The following is a 17,684-nucleotide window of genomic DNA, read 5'->3' on the forward strand; positions in this document are numbered from 1 at the left end:
GCAGGGCGCCGAAGATTGATGACTTGATGAGCGCCGATCGCCGCGCGGCCAGTCTGGCTGGCTTGTTGTGTACGGGTGTCGGTGATGCGCCTTGGGGAAAATGAGGGAGGGGAACGGCCCCCCTCATTCCTGTCTGTCCCAGTCATCAACTGGGCCGGTTTGGCCTGGCGGCCGCGCCGGCTTTTGTTCTATTTAGTTCAACGCTTTGTCGTTTGGCTCTTTGAACAGTTGCTTCATGTCGTCCGACAGTTCGAAGTTCATGTTGAGGTTTTTCGGTGGAATAGGCTGCTTGAACCATTTCTCAAACCACTTGGCCGCTTCACCGGAGGTTTGCGCCTGGGCGATGGTGTCATCGACCAGCTTTTTAAACTCAGGATCGTCTTTGCGCAGCATGCAGCCGTAGGCCTCTTTCGACTGCGGCGTGCCGATGATTTCCCACTGATCCGGTTTCTTGGCCTTGGCGCGTTCGCCCGCCAGCAGGGCATCATCCATCATGAAGGCCACGGCGCGGCCGCTTTCCAGCGTGCGGAAGGAATCGCCGTGGTCTTTGGCGCTGATGATGCGCATGTTCATCTTGTCGCTGTCGTTCAGCTTGTTCAGCAGCACTTCGGAGGTGGTGCCGGAGGTGACCACCACCGGTTTGCCGGCCAGGTCTTTAAAGTCTTTGATGTCGGAGCCCTTTTTCACCAGCAAGCGGGTGCCGACCACGAAAATGGTGTCGGAGAAGGCGGCCTGTTTCTGGCGCTCGAGGTTATTGGTGGTGGATCCGCACTCGAAATCATAGGTGCCGTTTTGCAGCAGCGGGATGCGGTTCTGCGAGGTAATCGGCAGCATTTTCACCTGCAGATTCGGCGCATTCAGCTTTTTCTTAACGGCTTCAACGATTTGGTTGGAGTAGTCCTGAGAGTAGCCCACAACTTTTTGTTGGTTGTCGTAGTAGGAGAACGGCACTGACGATTCGCGGTGGCCGACAACGATCACGCCATTGTCTTTGATTTTCTTCAGCGTACCGGTCAGGTCTTCCGCATGCGCCACGCTACCTGCCGCACCGAGCAGCAGTAACGATAACGCCAATTTACGCATTTGCATGGTCCAACTCCTTTGCTGTTGTTGTGGCTCTGACTAAAGAGCGTCAGGTTAAATCGACTGTTTATTGCTCAAGTTATAAAGATAGTCTTATGAACTGAACGCTGTTAAAAAATAACCGATTGTGAACACCTTGAAACTAAAATGTTTCATTTTTTGAGACGCCGCGCGCACCAAATCAATGCAACAAAACGTCGGCGCACCCGCGCGGTGCGCTTAATGCACCCAAAATGTGCGCAGGTGCGACAAAACGTCAGCAAAAGTAAACCGGCGCGCGATGTCGCCATAGATAAAAGCAAGGAGTGTGCCAGCCGCGTTGATTTAACGACGTTTTCTGACTGAGGCGGGGATATTGACGGGAACGCGGGGCGCGGCGGGCGCGCCCCGGCGAAGAGGATTATTTGCGGCGCAAGCCCAACATCAGCGCCCAGCCGCCCAGCAGCAGGGTAATCACCCACAGCGGTGTGGCGCCGAAACGCGCATAAGGCGTGACGCCGGTGGTCGGCGTGACCTTCACTTCGAGCACCTGGCGGGTAAACTGCGGGATCTCGGCGATCACCTCGCCGTTCGCATCCACCGCGGCGGTGACGCCGTTATTGGTGCTGCGCAGCAGCGGCCGGCCGAGCTCCAGCGCCCGCATGCGCGCCATCTGGAAGTGCTGCCACGGGCCGATGGAGTGGCCGAACCAGGCGTCGTTGGAGATGGTCAGCAGGAAGTTGGTGTCCGGGCGGAAGTTATCGCGCACCTGCTGGCCCAGCACGATCTCGTAACAGATGGCCGCCGTCAGGTTGTAGCCGCGTACGCTGAGCTGCGGCTGCACGTAGTCGCCGCGGCTGAAACCGGACATCGGCAGATTGAAGAACGGCGCGATAGGGCGCAGCAGTTCACCCAGCGGCACGAATTCGCCGAACGGCACCAGGTGATGCTTGTTGTAGCGATCTTTGGCCGGGTAGCTGTACGGCGTCGGTTCGCCCAGCACGATGGCGCTGTTGTATTCCTGCACGCCTTGTGGGGTGGCGCGCGCATCGACGATGCCGGTGATCAGGCTGCTGTTCTTCGCCCGCATCAGGTCATCCATCATGGTCAGGAAGCCGTTCTGACGCGGCTCGAAGTCAGGGATGGCGGACTCTGGCCAGATGATGATCGGCGCCTTGCCCATGTAGGGGCGGGTTTCGTCCAGATAGGTTTGCAGCGTGCTGAGCAGAATGCTCGGATCCCACTTCATTGACTGGGGAATGTTGCCTTGCACCATGGCGACGTTCACCGCTTTCTCCGGCTGCGGGGTAAACCACTGCAGCTGGCGCAGCGGCCACGGCAACAGCAGCAGCGCGGCGGCGATCACGGCTGCCGACAGGCGCCGTTGATTGACGGCGTACACCAGCAGGCCGGCGATGGCCATCAGCACAAAGGTGATGGCGTCAACACCCAGCAGCGGCGCGATGCCCTTCAGCGGGCCGTTGATCTGGCTGTAGCCGAACTGCAGCCACGGGAAGCCGGTCAGCACCCAGCCGCGCAGGAATTCGGTCACCTGCCACAGCGCCGGCGCGGCGATGGCCAGCCGCCACCAACTGGTGGCCGGCCACAGGCGCGTCAGCAGCCCGGCGAACAGCCCGGTGTACAGCGACAGGTAAGCGGCGAGCAGTACCACCAGGAAGACGTTGACGGCGAACGGCATGCCGCCGAAATCGGCGATGCTGACATACACCCAGTTGATGCCGCTGCCGAACAGCCCGAAGCCCCAGACAAAGCCGAGCAGGGCGGATTGTTTGGTGGTGCGATTGAGGGTAACGGCCAGCAGGCCGAACAGGGAGACGATGGCCGCGGGCCAGAAGTCGTAGGGCGAGAACGCCAGCGTCCCGCCGGCACCTGACAACAGCGCCAGCAGGGCGCGAACCCGCTGGCGTTCAAGTAATGAGGCTTTAGCCATGTTGGATTTAATCTTCCAGTTTCGGTGGTGGAGAATCGTCCGGAATTTTTACATGAACCTGGATGATACGTCGACTGTCGGCCATGGCAACTTTAAATAGGTAACCTTCGATTTCAATGGTTTCCCCGCGCGCCGGCAGGTGGCCGAAGGCCTGCATCACCAGACCGCCGATGGTATCGACCTCGTCATCGCTGAAGTGGGTGCCGAAGGCTTCGTTGAAGTCTTCGATCGGGGCCAGTGCGCGCACGGTGTACATGTGGCGGCTGAGCTGGCGGATATCCAGATCGTCTTCGTCGTCATATTCGTCTTCGATCTCGCCGACGATCAGTTCCAGGATATCTTCGATGGTGACCAGGCCGGACACGCCGCCGAATTCGTCAATGACAATCGCCATGTGATAGCGCTGGGAGCGGAATTCTTTCAGCATCCGGTCGACGCGCTTGCTTTCCGGCACCACCACCGCGGTGCGCAGCACCTTGTCGATGCTGAACGGCTCGGAATCTGCGCGCATGAACGGCAGCAGATCCTTGGCCATCAGGATGCCTTCGATGTGATCTTTGTCTTCGCTGATCACCGGGAAACGCGAGTGGGCGGAGTCGATAATCACGTCCAGGCACTCTTCCAGCGTCTGGTTGCGCTTGAGCGTCACCATCTGGGAGCGGGGGATCATGATGTCGCGCACGCGCTGTTCGGCGATATCCATCACGCCTTCCAGCATGTCGCGGGTATCGGGATCGATCAGGTCGTTTTGTTCGGAATCGCGGATCAGCTCGACCAGATCGCCACGGTTTTTGGGCTCGCCGTGGAACAACTGGTTAAGGATAAGAGTAAAGAACCCCTTCTTGGGACTGGGGCTGTCATTGCTTTGTGAATGGTCGTCGCTCATGGCGTTTTCGTTACTGTCACTCATGTCAGAGTTAAGGGGCGTCAGCGACAGCCCCGCAGAGGGGCTGTAGGGTAAACGGCTGACGTCAGACGGGGTCTTTTTCCGCCAGGTACGGATCAGGATAGCCCAGTCCGTGCATGATTTCGGTTTCCAAAGACTCCATTTCTTCGGCTTCATCGTCTTCGATGTGGTCATACCCTAGCAGATGGAGGCTGCCGTGGACAACCATATGCGCCCAGTGGGCCTCCAGCGCCTTGCCTTGCTCAATCGCTTCCTGTTCAACCACCTGGCGGCAGATGATCAGATCGCCGAGCAGCGGCAGCTCGATGCCCGGCGGGGCTTCGAACGGGAAAGAGAGCACGTTGGTCGGCTTGTCTTTACCGCGGTAGGTCAGGTTCAGCTCGTGGCTTTCCGCTTCGTCCACCAGACGCACGGTCACCTCGGCCTCTTCCTGAAATTGCGGCAGCACGCCTTCCAGCCAGCGCTGGAAGGTGGCCTCGTCCGGCAGGCCGTCGCTGCTTTCACAGGCAATCTGCAGATCCAAAATCACCTGACTCATGGTGTCTCCTGCTCGGAGGCGGCGAGCGCCTCGCGCTTACGTTGTTCGGCAATCGCGTCTTTGCGTTTCTGTTCGGCCGCTTCCCAGGCCTCATAGGCGATGACCACGCGGGCCACCACCGGGTGGCGCACCACGTCTTCGCTGTGGAAGAAGTTGAAGCTCAGCTCTTCCACGTCCGACAGCACTTCCACCGCGTGGCGCAGGCCGGATTTCTGGTTGCGCGGCAGGTCGATCTGGGTGACGTCGCCGGTGATGACCGCCTTCGAGTTGAAACCGATGCGCGTCAGGAACATCTTCATCTGTTCGATGGTGGTGTTCTGGCTCTCATCCAGAATGATAAAGGCGTCGTTCAGCGTGCGGCCGCGCATATAGGCCAGCGGTGCGACTTCGATCACGTTGCGTTCGATGAGCTTCTCCACGCGCTCGAAGCCCAGCATTTCGAACAGGGCGTCGTACAGCGGGCGCAGATAAGGATCGACCTTCTGGCTCAGATCGCCCGGCAGGAAGCCCAGCTTTTCGCCGGCTTCGACTGCGGGGCGGGTCAGCAGAATGCGGCGAATTTCCTGGCGTTCCAGCGCATCCACCGCGGCGGCGACCGCCAGGTAGGTTTTGCCGGTGCCCGCCGGGCCGATGCCGAAGGTGATGTCGTGATCGAGAATGTTGGCGATGTATTGCGCCTGGTTAGGCGTGCGCGGTTTCACCATGCCGCGCTTGGTTTTAATGGTGACCGCCTTGCCGTAATCCGGCACGCTGTCGGCCACCTGTTCCAGCACCCGGCTCTCTTTGATCGCCAGATGGATTTGCTCCGGATCGATATCCGGGATCACGCCGCGAATCGGCGCGGTATCCACGTAAAGATGGCGCAGGATATCGGCGGCGGCGACCACGCACAGGTTCTTGCCGACCAGCTTGAAACGGTTGTCGCGGCGATTGATTTCGATGCCCAATCGGCGCTCGAGTTGCTTGATGTTGTCATCAAACGGGCCGCACAGGCTGAGCAAACGCTGGTTGTCTGCGGGCTCTAACAAAATTTCTTGTGTTGCGACGTTCAAACTATTCCTCTAGGTCACATCGGGCCTGGTTGATGTCACATAGCGCGTCCGGGACGCGCGCGTTCAGGACGAGCCTGAATACTCTCTTTCTTGAATTATTCATGGTGCGCCGCAACGGCGCAAGTTTACCGCTGATCTATCTGTGCGCCGTCGGCGGAATTCAAGGGAAGACAAGGAAAAAACGCGGCGGGGCGCAAAGCCCGCCGCGTCATCACAGGACAAGACAGCTGGGAATCAGTTCTTTTTCACGAATTCGGATTTCAGTTTCATCGGGCCGAAACCGTCGATTTTGCAGTCGATGTTGTGATCGCCTTCCACCAGACGAATGTTTTTCACCTTGGTGCCGATTTTCAGCATCGAGGAACTGCCTTTGACCTTCAGGTCCTTGATCACGGTGACCGCGTCGCCGTCCGCCAGCAGGTTGCCGTTGGCGTCTTTGACGATCAGCGCGTCCTGATCTTCCGCCGGGGCGCTGTCGCTCCACTCATGGGCGCACTCAGGGCAGATGAACAGGGCATTGTCCTGGTAGGTGTATTCGGAGTTGCACTTCGGGCAGTGTGGGAGTTGCATGTTATGTCGCCTCTTCAACAATAAAAAAATAAAAAAGAACATCACCGGGCGCGGACGCCCGGCGGAGAAACGGTAAGGAGTAGCGCGAACGGGCGGCGATAAGGCGGCCGCCGCGGCGTCAGGGCTGGTAAATGCCGACGCCCAGCGCGTTTTCTTTGCGGGTACGGGCGATCACCGACTGCGGGGATTCATGTACGCGCAGATCCATCTGCTGCTCGGTGCGCACCACTGCGCCACGCAGGGTGTTGGTCAGCACCTCGGTAATTTCCACGTCGACAAACTGGCCGATCATGTCAGGCGTGCCTTCGAAGTTTACCACACGGTTGCATTCCGTGCGCCCGGCCAGTTCCATCACGCTTTTGCGCGAGGTGCCTTCCACCAGAATGCGCTGGACGGTGCCGAGCATGCGGCGGCTGAACTGCAGCGCCTGCTGGTTGATGCGATCCTGCAGAATGTACAGCCGCTGCTTTTTCTCTTCTTCGCTGACGTCGTCAACCATGTCCGCCGCCGGGGTGCCCGGGCGCGACGAATAGATGAAGCTGAAGCTGACGTCGAAGTTGACGTCGGCGATCAGGTTCATGGTCTGTTCAAAGTCGGCCTGGCTCTCGCCCGGGAAACCGACGATGAAATCGGAGCTGAGCTGAATGTTCGGGCGCGCCTTGCGCAGCTTGCGGATAATCGCCTTGTACTCCAGCGCGGTATGCGCGCGTTTCATCATGGTCAGGATGCGATCCGAACCGCTCTGCACCGGCAGATGCAGGAAGCTGACCAGCTCCGGCGTGTCTTCGTACACCGCGATGATATCGTCGGTGAACTCGATCGGGTGGCTGGTGGTGAAGCGAATGCGATCGATGCCGTCGATGGCCGCCACCAGGCGCAGCAGTTCGGCGAACGAGCAGATATCGCCGTCATGCGTGGCGCCGCGGTAAGCGTTGACGTTTTGGCCGAGCAGGTTGACCTCGCGCACGCCCTGCGCCGCCAGCTGGGCGATTTCGAACAGCACGTCGTCGCTCGGACGGCTCACTTCTTCACCGCGGGTGTAAGGCACCACGCAGAAAGTGCAGTATTTGTTGCAGCCTTCCATGATCGACACGAACGCGGTCGGGCCTTCGGCGCGCGGTTCCGGCAAACGGTCGAATTTTTCGATCTCCGGGAAGCTGATATCAACCACCGGGCTGCGGGTGCCCTGAACGTGGTTGATCATTTCCGGCAGGCGGTGCAAGGTCTGCGGGCCGAATACCACGTCGACGCACGGCGCGCGGCTGCGGATCAGTTCCCCTTCTTGCGAGGCCACGCAACCGCCGACCCCGATGATGACAGACGGGTTCTTTTCTTTCAGCAAGCGCCAGCGCCCCAGCATGGCGAAAACTTTCTCCTGCGCTTTTTCACGGATCGAGCAGGTGTTCAGCAACAGCACGTCCGCTTCTTCGGCGTTTTCGGTCCACTCGAAGCCGTGCGTGCTGTTCAACAGGTCGGCCATTTTCGATGAATCGTACTCATTCATCTGGCAGCCCCAGGTTTTGATATGTAGTTTTTTCGTCATTGACTTGCCATTACTCAGTGCGGAGCGAAAGTTGCGTTACGCGACATGCAGGGCGCGTATTGTAATCATTTGCCGCCGTTGTGACCAGCGCGGGGGAAAATGGCACGCAACCTGAAGCCGAAGCGAAAATCCGGTACACTGCGCAAAACGCCATGCCGGGTGGGATGGCGAGCATTCACACAGAAAACATAGCCAATATGAAGACATCTCAAAATCGGTATGACGCGGTGGTGGTGGGCGGCGGCATGGTCGGCGCGGCGGCGGCCCTCGGGCTGGCGCAGGCGGGCTGGTCGGTGGCGTTGCTGGAACATCAGGCGCCGCAGGCGTTCGAGGCGCAAAGCCCGCCGGATCTGCGCATTTCCGCTATCGGCTGCACCTCGGTGGGGCTGCTGAAACAGCTCGGCGCCTGGCCGGCCGTGACGGCGATGCGCACGGCGCCGTATCGCCGGCTGGAGACCTGGGAATGGGCATCGTCGCGGGTGGCGTTCGACGCGGTGTCACTGGGGTTGCCGGAGCTGGGCTTTATGGTGGAAAACCGTATTCTGCAGTTGGCGCTGTGGCAGCAGTTCGCGCAGTGCGCCAACCTGACGTTGCTGTGCCCCGCCAGGCTGCAATCGCTGCAGCGGGCGGACAAGGCCTGGCAGTTGACGCTGGACAGCGGTGAAACGCTGCAGGCGCGGCTGGTTATCGGCGCCGATGGCGCCAACTCGCAGGTGCGCAAGCTGGCGGCGATCGGCACCAACGGCTGGCAGTATCGTCAGGCGTGCATGTTGATCACCGTCGATACCGGCGCGCCGCAGCAGGATGTGACCTGGCAGCGCTTCTTCCCGTCCGGGCCGCGCGCCTTCCTGCCGCTGTACGACAGCTGGGCATCGCTGGTGTGGTATGACAGCCCGCAGCGCATTCGCCAACTGCAGGCGATGCCGCCGGCGCAGCTGGAGCGTGAGATCGCCACCGCTTTTCCAGCGCGGCTGGGCCCGGTCAAGGTGCACGCCGCCGGATCGTTCCCGTTGACGCGGCGTCATGCGCAGCGTTACGTGCTGCCGGGGTTGGCGCTGCTGGGGGATGCGGCGCATACCATCAACCCGCTGGCCGGGCAGGGCGTCAATCTGGGATATCGCGACGTGGATGCCTTGCTGAGCGTGTTGAGCGAGGCGCGGGAGCAGGGAGAGGACTGGAGCAGCGAGGCGGTGCTGCTGCGTTATCAGCGCCGTCGCCGTACCGACAATCTGCTGATGCAGAGCGGCATGGATCTATTTTATACCGCCTTCAGCAATAATCTGGCTCCGCTGAACGTGGCGCGCAATCTGGCGCTGATGGCCGCGCAGCGGGCGGGCAAGCTGAAAGAACATGCGTTGAAGTACGCGTTAGGATTGTAACCGACAGGGCTCAGCGGCGGCTGGGCCTATTAAGGATGGCTGAACGCCAGACAGCAAAAAGCCCGCCGAAGCGGGCTTTTCTAAATATGGCTGGGGTGCCAGGATTCGAACCTGGGTATGCTGGTATCAGAAACCAGAGCCTTACCGCTTGGCGACACCCCAATTATGGTGGCTACGACGGGATTTGAACCTGTGACCCCATCATTATGAGTGATGTGCTCTAACCAGCTGAGCTACGTAGCCGATGTTACTTTTTACTTCTTTGATTTGCAAGCAGTTTGTTATGGCTGGGGTACCTGGATTCGAACCAGGGAATGCCGGTATCAAAAACCGGTGCCTTACCGCTTGGCGATACCCCACCTGCAAACAAATCTTATGTTGAAACCCCGTTCCCGAAAGAATATGGCTGGGGTACCTGGATTCGAACCAGGGAATGCCGGTATCAAAAACCGGTGCCTTACCGCTTGGCGATACCCCATCAACATACTGCGCCGACGATGAAGAGAAATGGTGCGGGAGGCGAGACTTGAACTCGCACACCTTGCGGCGCCAGAACCTAAATCTGGTGCGTCTACCAATTTCGCCACTCCCGCAAATGCAAAAAAGAGATGGTGGCTACGACGGGATTCGAACCTGTGACCCCATCATTATGAGTGATGTGCTCTAACCAGCTGAGCTACGTAGCCCTCTTTTTTTGCTTTGCCTTCATCGGCGTTGCGGGGCGCATTATGCGTATATGACCGATTTGCGTCAACAAGTTTTTTCCCGAAAAAGCGCCCGGAAGCGCCGTTTGTCTGGGTTGTGAACATTATGGCGATAAAATCGGCAATTCAGGCAGTTGGCGGGCGGAAAAGGCAACAAAAAGGCGGGCCAAAAGGCCCGCCCCAAGGGAAAACGCCGCGCGTTTATTTATAGGCGGCCTGGTGCACGCCGACGGCGCGGCCGGAAGGATCGTCCATCTTCTTGAACGATTCATCCCATTCGATGGCCTTGGCGGACGAGCAGGCGACGGACGGGCCGCCCGGCACGCATTCGGCGGCGCTCGGCAGCGGGAACAGCTCTTCGAAGATCTCGCGGTACAGGTAGCCTTCTTTCGAGGTCGGCGTGTTGTACGGGAAGCGGAAACGCGCGGTTTCGAGCTGTTGATCGCTGATTTGCTGCGCAGCCACCTCTTTTAGCGTGTCGATCCAGCTGTAGCCGACGCCGTCGGAGAACTGCTCTTTCTGGCGCCAGGCCACGCTGGCCGGCAAATAGGACTCGAAACATTCGCGAACGATGTGTTTTTCCATTTTGCCGTTGCCGCACATTTTATCTTTCGGGTTGATGCGCATCGCCACGTCGAGGAATTTCTTGTCCAGGAACGGCACGCGGGCTTCGACGCCCCAGGCGGACATCGCCTTGTTGGCGCGCGCGCAGTCGAACATGTGCAGCGCCAGCAGTTTGCGTACGGTCTCTTCGTGGAATTCGCGGGCGTCCGGCGCCTTATGGAAGTACAGGTAGCCGCCGAACACTTCGTCCGCGCCTTCACCGGAAAGCACCATCTTGATGCCCATCGCCTTGATTTTGCGCGACATCAGGTACATTGGCGTCGAGGCGCGAATGGTGGTGACGTCGTAGGTTTCGATGTGATAAATCACGTCGCGGATGGCGTCCAGGCCTTCCTGTACGGTGAAGTGGATTTCATGGTGCACGGTGCCCAGATGGTTGGCCACCTCTTGCGCGGCGCGCAGATCCGGCGAGCCCTCCAGGCCTACGGCGAAGGAGTGCAGCTGTGGCCACCAGGCCTCGCTGCGTTCCTGATCTTCCACGCGGCGCGCGGCGTACTTCTTGGTGATCGCCGAAATGACCGAGGAATCCAGCCCGCCCGACAGCAGCACGCCGTAAGGTACGTCGGACATCAGGTGGCTTTTCACCGACTCTTCCAGCGCGGTGCGCAGGGTGGCGGCGTCGGTCACGTTGTCCTTGACGCTGTCGTAATCGAACCAATCGCGGCGATAATATTCACGAATCTCACCGTCCTGGCTCCACAGGTAGCTGCCGGCCGGGAATTCCTTGATGGTGCGGCACACCGGCACCAGCGCTTTCATTTCCGAGGCGACGTACAGGTTGCCGTGCTCGTCGTGGCCCATGTACAGCGGAATGATGCCCAGGTGATCGCGGCCGATCAGGTAGGCGTCTTTTTCGGTGTCATACAGGGCGAAGGCGAACATGCCTTGCAGATCGTCGAGGAAGTCCGGGCCTTTCTCCTGGTACAGCGCCAGGATCACTTCACAGTCGGAACCGGTCTGGAACGCGTAGCGTTCGCTCAGCTGTTGGCGCAGCGCCTGATGGTTGTAAATTTCGCCGTTGACCGCCAGAACGTGGGTGTGCGCAGCGTTGTACAGCGGTTGAGCGCCATTGTTGACGTCGACGATCGACAGGCGTTCGTGAGCCAGAATGGCTTTGTCGCTGGCGTAAACGCCGGACCAATCCGGGCCGCGGTGGCGCATCAGACGTGACAGTTCCAGCGCTTTCTTACGCAGTTCAACGGGATCGGACTTCAGATCGAGCACACCGAAAATAGAACACATACAACTCTCCTAACGGGCTTTTATGACTGTGATGTTGTTTTTTACTGTTATGGGCAGCATTGCCGATTTATCAGCGATAACCCGGTTTTGCTGCGCTGTGGTTATGAAAATGCGCCAAAAGCTGCGGGAGATGCAAGCGTTTTAGCCATGCGTTGAGAAATAGTTGTTTGCTTAGGTGTGGTTTTTAACGGATGTTCAGTTATCGACGTGAAAAATTATCGATTATGCAATTTTTAGCGTGATGGCGGGATTGCCGGCCAGTTTGGCCGGCAATCGATTAGCGATTAGGCGATGAGCTGCCACAGGGTGAAGGCGGCGTCCGGCGTCCAGCCGGCGTTGGAGGTGTGCGCCTGGATACAGGTATATTTCTTGCCTTTATAGCTCACCACGTCGCCAGCCTTGTAGCTGTGGTTGTTCTGCCACTCGGGCACCCCCGGATCGGGCGGCGTGCCGTCGTTGGCGGTTTTGACCGCCAGCGCGCTGCTCGGCAGCGAGGTATTGCCCTGGCTATCGGTTGCGGTAACGAAGTAGCTGTACTGGGTCGCCGGCGTCAGACCGCCGTCAGCCAGCGACAGACCGGCGGTCTGGCCGATCGAGTTGCCGTTGCGGTAGACGGTGTAACTGGCGATCGGGAAAGCGCCGGTGGCGGCGGCCCAGCTCAGTTTCAGCGAGGTGGCGCCCAGTTCGGCGACCGTCAGCGCCGTCGGCGCATTAGGCTTTCCCGGCGGCGGGGTGACGCCGCCCTGAATCAGCGGCGCATAGCGGGTTTTGAACTCCCAATTGTAGGCGACGCCGGCTTTGCTCTTGCCGTTATCCCAGTTGATTGACCAGGTCATCAGGCCCTTGATCGACAGGTTTTTGGCGTCGAGACGCGAGAAAGCGTTATACACCGCCTGTTTGTTGACCACGTAGCCGGTGGCGGCGGCATCGTTGTTGCTTGGCAGGCCGATGACGAATTTCGCCGCCGGGATCTTCGCATAGCCGCGGGTGCCGGTAACCAGGCTTTCCGTCAGGTAGTAGAGGAAGTCCTCTTTCATGGCGTCGTTATTCTGCGTGATCCAGGCATTGAGTTCATCCACCCAAATACCGTCGCCGCCCTGGTTATAATATTGCGGCGCGATAAAGTCGTAATAGCCTTCGAGGGCATTAATATAATCCAGGTAGGTGCCGTTGGTGCGTAAATACGGGAATTCCGGCGCCATGCTGATAATAAAATTTTTTCCCTGCGCGGCGTAATGGTCTTTTACTTTTTTCAACGCCGCAGGCAAGACGGTTTTATTATTGGCGGCGCCGATCGCCGCCTGTTCCAGATCGATATCCAGGCCGTCGAAGCCATAGACTTCCACCAGGCGAATAATCTCGTCTTTCAGCTTGTCTTCGTCGCCGGTTTTCAGCTCGATATGCGCGTCTGCGCCGCCGAGGGAGATCAGCACCGCGCGGCCCTGGCTGTTCAGCACGCCCACCTGGCGGCGGAACTCGGTGTCGGACAGGTTGTAAGGCTTGAAGGTCGGGATGCCCTGGCCTTTCATAAAGGCGACGGCCACCACGTTGTACTCGGTGGGAATGTCGGTCAGGTTCATATTGGCGAACTGCCCTTGCTGGTAGCCGTCACTGGCGCCGGCGGCCCAGTTGTGCCAGAAACCCATCAGGATCTTTTTATTGGCGATAGACGGCATAATGGCCGCGTCATCGGCGGCGACGGCATTAATAGTGTTATTTGTGCTCATGGTAGCCTCATTAATTAGGGGTAAGGGTTTTCCGCTCGCCGGCAATATCAGCTATTGGCGGGGCGTAACGTTATAATGAGGATTTTTAACGCAGGCAGGCTGAAACCTTTTACGGCCATGAACGAATTAAATTCAAACTGACGCTGGGGGAGAAGGAAATAACGGCGGCCGGGCGGCCGCCATGGTCGCATCAGAAGATGGTGATATCGGCGACGGAAGGGTAAACGTAGCTCGGGCGGAACGGCATGGTTTCGATGTCGCTCAGCGTGGAGACGCCGGACAGCACCAGCACGGTTTCCAGGCCGGCCTGGAAGCCCGCCAGAATGTCGGTGCGCAGGTTGTCGCCGACGATCACCGTCTCTTCCGAGTGCGCCTGCATTTTGTTCAGTGCGGCGCGAATGATCCACGGGCTGGGCTTGCCGACATAAAACGGCTTGCGGCCGGTGATCTTCTCGATGGGCGCGCACAGGGCACCGCAGGCCGGCGAGAAGCCGTGGCCGTGGCTATCCGGATTAGTCGCGATAAAGCGCGCGCCGTTACTGACGAAGTAGGCGGCTTTGTGCATCATGTCCCAGTTGTAAGAGCGGGTTTCACCGACGATCACAAAATCCGGGTTGATGTCGGTGATGGTGAAACCGGCTTTGTACAGCTCATGGATCAGCGCGCCTTCGCCGACCACATAGGCTTTTTTACCTTCCTGACGGCGCAGGAAGTCGGCGGTGGCCATCGCCGAGGTATAGAACGCGCTCTCCGGCACTTCCAGCCCGGCGGCGGCGAAGCGGTTCGCCAAATCCTGTGCGGTCTGTGATGGGTAGTTGGTCAGCACCACCAGCGGCATGCCTTGTTCCTGGATGCGCGCCAGGAACAGATCGGCGCCGGGCACCGGCGTATTGTCATGCAGCAGCACGCCGTCGATATCGCATATAACGTTTTTGATTTTCATTTGTCGCTGTTTCTCATGATTACGGCAGGCAAGAAGTGACGATAACACACCTGCCAGAAGCGGCGGATCAGCTTTCCAGCAATCGCTGCAAGAGCACGCCGTTGAGCATCGCGCGTTTGGCCAGGGCGAAAGCGCCGATCGCCGAGCGATGATTGAGTTCGGAGGTCACCACCGGCAGATTTTTGCGGAAGTCCTTCAGCACCTGGGTATTGATGCAGCTCTGGATCGCCGGCAGCAGCACCTTGTCCGCTTCGGTGATCTCACCGGCGATCACCACCTTCTGCGGATTGAACAGGTTGATGGCGATGGCCACCGCCTTGCCCAGATAGCGGCCGACGTGTTCGATCACTTCGCTGGCCAGCAGATCGCCGCGGTTGGCGGCCTTGCAGATGGCGTTGATGCCGCAGTCTTCCAGCGTCAGTTTGCTCGGGTAGCCCTGGCTCAGCAGCTGGCGCACGCGCTGTTCGATCGCCGCGTTGGCGGCCACCGTCTCCAGGCAGCCGAAGTTGCCGCAGTGGCAGCGTTCGCCGAGCGGATCGATCTGGATATGGCCGATCTCGCCGACGTTGCCGTTGTTGCCGAGAAAAATCTGCCCGTTGACGATGATGCCGGCGCCGGTGCCACGGTGCAGGCGCACCAGAATCGAGTCTTCACAGTCGCGGGTGGCGCCGAAGTAGTGCTCCGCCAGCGCCAGGCTGCGGATGTCGTGGCCGACGAAGCTGGTGACGTTGAAGCGCTGCTGCAGGTTGTCTACCAGCGCCCAGTTGCTGACGCTGATGTGCGGCATATAGCGCACCACGCCCAGCGCCGGATCCACCAGGCCAGGCAGGATCACCGCGATGGCGATCAGTTCGCGCAGGCGGCGCTGGTTCGCTTCAATGAATTGGGCGATGGCGGCAAACAGCGCATTCTCCAGCGTTTCCTGGGTGCGTTCCGGCAGCGGATAGTGTTCTTCACTGAGCGACTTACCGCTCATGTCATACAGCGTGATGGTGGCGTCGTGGCGGCCGAGGCGCACCGCGACGGTATGGAAATGACGGGTTTCCGACACGATGGAGATCGCGCGGCGGCCGCCGGTGGAGGCTTGCTGATCGACTTCTTTGATCAGCCCGCGCTCCAGCAGCTGGCGAGTAATCTTAGTGACGCTGGCGGGGGCGAGCTGGCTGAGTTCGGCGATTTGAATGCGCGAGATCGGGCCCTGTTGGTCGATCAGGCGATAAACTGCCGCGCCGTTAAGTTGTTTGACTAAGTCAACGTTCCCTATTTGTGCTTGTCCGCCAGTGCTCATCAATAATGTTACTCGCTGTTCATTGAATTAAACCTCGTTACCGTTAACGAGCGTTTTGGTGATCTTGAAATCACGGGTGAAGGCGGTCAGGTTAGCCACCTTGCCGGCTTCGATGGTGCCCAGACGGCGATCGGCGCCGATCGCGCGCGCCGGGTACAGCGTCGCCATGCGCAGCGCTTCGTCCAGCGCGATGCCGATATGCTCGACGCTGTTTTGCACCGCTTCGATCATGGTCAGCGCGGAACCGCTCAGGGTGCCGTTCTCATCCACGCACAGCCCGTCCCGATAGTATATTGTTTTACCGGCGAAAATAAATTGGTCAATATCTGCACCCGCCGGTGCGGTCGCGTCGGTGACCAAGACCAATTTATCACCTTTCAGGCGTTTGGCGTTACGGATACTCGCCCAGGCCACGTGATGGCCGTCGGCGATGATGCCGGTATAGACCTCCGGCGTATCGAAGATAGCCCCCATCAGCCCCGGTTCGCGGCCGGTGATATACGGCATGGCGTTGTACAGGTGGGTGGCGAAGCTGATACCGGCGGCGAAGCCGGTGCGCGCCTGATCGTAGGTGGCGTTCGAGTGGCCGGCGGAGACCACGATGCCGGCCTCGGTCAGCTGCTTGATAAAGTGCGGCTCAACCATTTCCGGCGCCAGCGTCACCTTGGTGATCACGTCGGCGTTGGCGCACAGGTAATCGATCATGTCCTGGGTCGGCTTGCGAATGAACGCCGGGTTGTGGGTGCCTTTTTTCACCGGGCTGAGGTACGGCCCTTCCAGGTGCAGGCCCAACGCCTGATTTTGGTGCTTTTTCAGATAAGCGCGCATCACGTCGACGCTGTGCTTCATGAATTCGTCGCTGCTGGTGATCAGCGTCGGCAGATAGCTGGTGCAGCCGGATTTCTCATTGGCGCGCTGCATGATCTCCAGCGTTTCTTCCGAGATCGCTTCCAGCGAATCGTTGAACTGGACGCCGCCGCAGCCATTCAGCTGCACGTCGATAAGCCCGGGGGCCAGGATGGCGCCACCCAGGTCGCGCGTTTCGATGCCGGCGGGCAATTCAGCCACCGGGCAGACTTTCTCGATCAGCCCATCAGCGATAATGACTGCATGGTCATCAAGTACGTCGTGGCCGGTATAGATTCGGCCGTGGGTTAAAGCGAACATCGTAGCCCCCTGCAAAGATTAAAGACTTTTCACGCTTTCCGCTTCTAACTCGCGGAAGTATTTGACGGTTTTGACTTTCAGTTCCATGGTGGCCGGTTCGTCGCACACCACCACCGCTTTGGCGTGCAGCTGCAGGCAGCTGATGGTCCACATGTGGTTGATGTTGCCTTCCACTGCGGCTTCCAGCGCCTGCGCCTTGGCGTGGCCGGTGACCAGGATCATCACTTCTTCCGCGTCCAGCAGCGTGCCCACGCCGACGGTCAGCGCATATTTCGGCACCAGGCTGACGTCGCCGCCGAAGAAGCGCGAGTTGGCGATGCGGGTGTCTTCGGTCAGCGTTTTGATGCGGGTGCGCGAAGCCAGGGACGAAGCCGGCTCGTTGAACGCGATATGGCCGTCGATGCCCACGCCGCCCATGAACAGGTTAATTTTGCCGTAAGACTTGATCTTCTCTTCGTACTGGCGGCACTCGGCGTCGACATCCGCGGCGTTGCCGTTCAGCAGGTTGATGTTTTCACGAGGAATATCAACGTGATCAAAGAAGTTGCGGTACATGAAGGTGTGGTAGCTTTCCGGGTGTTCCTGCGGCAGGCCAACGTACTCGTCCATGTTGAAAGTCACAACATGCTTAAAGCTTACTTCACCTGCTTTGTGCATCGCAATCAGATGTTTGTAGGCTTCCAGCGGCGTGCCGCCGGTAGGCAGGCCGAGTACAAACGGGCGCTCTGCGGTTGGCTTGAATGCGTTGATGCGTTGAACGATATGACGCGCGGCCCATTTGCCGACTTGTGCGGTATCTTTCAGTGGGATAAGTCTCATCTAACACCTCTTGGGATAAGTAAACTAAAGCTATACTGTACGGGCCTGCGGGAGTCCTAAGCGTAACCCAGCTTTATGATTCTCGCGTGAATCGTCCGTCCGGTTGATTTTTTGAATGATAAAATAAGTTTTGTGTGATGGCCAGCAATCTGGGAGGTAAAGACTACT

At 59.0% G+C, this 17,684-nt stretch carries 14 protein-coding genes and 6 tRNA genes; 1 reads left to right on the forward strand and 19 read right to left on the reverse strand.

Going from position 1 to position 17,684, the window contains the following annotated elements:
- Positions 1–192: 192 nt before the first annotated feature.
- The 7 genes from GT753_RS01515 to miaB all read right to left on the reverse strand — a co-directional run bounded on the left by GT753_RS01515 (position 193) and on the right by miaB (position 7,623).
- Entirely contained in the window at positions 193–1,089 is an 897-nt protein-coding gene (locus tag GT753_RS01515; protein ID WP_004939976.1) for an amino acid ABC transporter substrate-binding protein, read from the reverse strand.
- Between the two features lie 394 nt (positions 1,090–1,483).
- A complete protein-coding gene (gene lnt / locus GT753_RS01520; RefSeq protein ID WP_015376946.1) occupies positions 1,484–3,013 on the reverse strand; it encodes an apolipoprotein N-acyltransferase in 1,530 nt (509 codons plus the stop codon).
- Positions 3,014–3,020: 7 nt separating this feature from the next.
- Entirely contained in the window at positions 3,021–3,899 is an 879-nt protein-coding gene (corC, locus tag GT753_RS01525) for a CNNM family magnesium/cobalt transport protein CorC (RefSeq protein WP_004939973.1), read from the reverse strand.
- A gap of 85 nt (positions 3,900–3,984) precedes the next feature.
- Entirely contained in the window at positions 3,985–4,458 is a 474-nt protein-coding gene (ybeY, locus tag GT753_RS01530; RefSeq protein WP_004939970.1) for an rRNA maturation RNase YbeY, read from the reverse strand.
- Entirely contained in the window at positions 4,455–5,510 is a 1,056-nt protein-coding gene (locus GT753_RS01535) for a PhoH family protein (RefSeq protein ID WP_004939969.1), read from the reverse strand. Before GT753_RS01535 ends, ybeY begins: the two co-directional genes overlap by 4 nt.
- 234 nt (positions 5,511–5,744) lie before the next feature.
- Positions 5,745–6,080, reverse strand: a complete 336-nt coding sequence (locus GT753_RS01540) for a zinc ribbon domain-containing protein YjdM (RefSeq protein WP_004939967.1) — start codon at positions 6,078–6,080, stop codon at positions 5,745–5,747.
- Positions 6,081–6,198: 118 nt separating this feature from the next.
- Complete coding sequence (gene miaB / locus GT753_RS01545) at positions 6,199–7,623, reverse strand: tRNA (N6-isopentenyl adenosine(37)-C2)-methylthiotransferase MiaB (RefSeq protein WP_033633929.1); 1,425 nt, start codon at positions 7,621–7,623, stop codon at positions 6,199–6,201.
- A gap of 197 nt (positions 7,624–7,820) precedes the next feature.
- Between miaB and ubiF the strand changes: the two genes are divergently transcribed.
- Positions 7,821–9,002, forward strand: coding sequence for a 3-demethoxyubiquinol 3-hydroxylase (ubiF, locus tag GT753_RS01550; protein ID WP_021504618.1), 1,182 nt, complete (start codon positions 7,821–7,823; stop codon positions 9,000–9,002).
- An 87-nt stretch (positions 9,003–9,089) separates the two neighbouring features.
- Here ubiF and GT753_RS01555 read toward each other — a convergent pair.
- From GT753_RS01555 to nagB, 12 genes are all read right to left on the reverse strand, one after another.
- Positions 9,090–9,164, reverse strand: a tRNA-Gln gene (locus GT753_RS01555).
- A 4-nt stretch (positions 9,165–9,168) separates the two neighbouring features.
- Positions 9,169–9,245: transfer RNA gene (locus tag GT753_RS01560), tRNA-Met, on the reverse strand.
- A gap of 41 nt (positions 9,246–9,286) precedes the next feature.
- A tRNA-Gln gene (locus GT753_RS01565) sits at positions 9,287–9,361 on the reverse strand.
- A 44-nt stretch (positions 9,362–9,405) separates the two neighbouring features.
- A tRNA-Gln gene (locus GT753_RS01570) sits at positions 9,406–9,480 on the reverse strand.
- Positions 9,481–9,510: 30 nt separating this feature from the next.
- Positions 9,511–9,595, reverse strand: a tRNA-Leu gene (locus GT753_RS01575).
- Between the two features lie 16 nt (positions 9,596–9,611).
- Positions 9,612–9,688: transfer RNA gene (locus GT753_RS01580), tRNA-Met, on the reverse strand.
- Positions 9,689–9,907: 219 nt separating this feature from the next.
- A complete protein-coding gene (gene asnB, locus GT753_RS01585) occupies positions 9,908–11,572 on the reverse strand; it encodes an asparagine synthase B (protein ID WP_015376949.1) in 1,665 nt (554 codons plus the stop codon).
- Positions 11,573–11,856: 284 nt separating this feature from the next.
- The gene (locus GT753_RS01590) at positions 11,857–13,299 is read right to left on the reverse strand and encodes a carbohydrate-binding protein (protein WP_160125196.1); all 1,443 of its coding nucleotides are present in this window, start codon (positions 13,297–13,299) and stop codon (positions 11,857–11,859) included.
- 190 nt (positions 13,300–13,489) lie between these two features.
- Entirely contained in the window at positions 13,490–14,242 is a 753-nt protein-coding gene (locus GT753_RS01595) for an HAD-IIA family hydrolase (RefSeq protein WP_004939957.1), read from the reverse strand.
- A gap of 67 nt (positions 14,243–14,309) precedes the next feature.
- Entirely contained in the window at positions 14,310–15,530 is a 1,221-nt protein-coding gene (locus tag GT753_RS01600) for an N-acetylglucosamine repressor (protein WP_004939956.1), read from the reverse strand.
- 27 nt (positions 15,531–15,557) lie between these two features.
- Positions 15,558–16,697: an N-acetylglucosamine-6-phosphate deacetylase gene (gene nagA / locus GT753_RS01605; protein ID WP_015376951.1), complete on the reverse strand. Its 1,140-nt coding sequence runs from the start codon at positions 16,695–16,697 to the stop codon at positions 15,558–15,560.
- Between the two features lie 18 nt (positions 16,698–16,715).
- A complete protein-coding gene (nagB, locus tag GT753_RS01610) occupies positions 16,716–17,516 on the reverse strand; it encodes a glucosamine-6-phosphate deaminase (protein WP_004939952.1) in 801 nt (266 codons plus the stop codon).
- Between the last annotated feature and the right edge of the window lie 168 nt (positions 17,517–17,684).

It is taken from the genome of Serratia sp. Z4, from assembly GCF_009900725.1.
Taxonomy (GTDB): Bacteria; Pseudomonadota; Gammaproteobacteria; order Enterobacterales; family Enterobacteriaceae; genus Serratia; species Serratia nematodiphila.

Coding starts and splice junctions, on each gene's coding strand:
- GT753_RS01515 (WP_004939976.1), bottom strand. CDS start 1,089: ATGCAAATGCGTAAATTGGCGTTATCGTTACTGCTGCTCGGTGCGGCA.
- lnt (WP_015376946.1), bottom strand. CDS start 3,013: ATGGCTAAAGCCTCATTACTTGAACGCCAGCGGGTTCGCGCCCTGCTG.
- corC (WP_004939973.1), bottom strand. CDS start 3,899: ATGAGCGACGACCATTCACAAAGCAATGACAGCCCCAGTCCCAAGAAG.
- ybeY (WP_004939970.1), bottom strand. CDS start 4,458: ATGAGTCAGGTGATTTTGGATCTGCAGATTGCCTGTGAAAGCAGCGAC.
- GT753_RS01540 (WP_004939967.1), bottom strand. CDS start 6,080: ATGCAACTCCCACACTGCCCGAAGTGCAACTCCGAATACACCTACCAG.
- miaB (WP_033633929.1), bottom strand. CDS start 7,623: ATGACGAAAAAACTACATATCAAAACCTGGGGCTGCCAGATGAATGAG.
- ubiF (WP_021504618.1), top strand. CDS start 7,821: ATGAAGACATCTCAAAATCGGTATGACGCGGTGGTGGTGGGCGGCGGC.
- asnB (WP_015376949.1), bottom strand. CDS start 11,572: ATGTGTTCTATTTTCGGTGTGCTCGATCTGAAGTCCGATCCCGTTGAA.
- GT753_RS01590 (WP_160125196.1), bottom strand. CDS start 13,299: ATGAGCACAAATAACACTATTAATGCCGTCGCCGCCGATGACGCGGCC.
- GT753_RS01595 (WP_004939957.1), bottom strand. CDS start 14,242: ATGAAAATCAAAAACGTTATATGCGATATCGACGGCGTGCTGCTGCAT.
- GT753_RS01600 (WP_004939956.1), bottom strand. CDS start 15,530: ATGAGCACTGGCGGACAAGCACAAATAGGGAACGTTGACTTAGTCAAA.
- nagA (WP_015376951.1), bottom strand. CDS start 16,697: ATGTTCGCTTTAACCCACGGCCGAATCTATACCGGCCACGACGTACTT.
- nagB (WP_004939952.1), bottom strand. CDS start 17,516: ATGAGACTTATCCCACTGAAAGATACCGCACAAGTCGGCAAATGGGCC.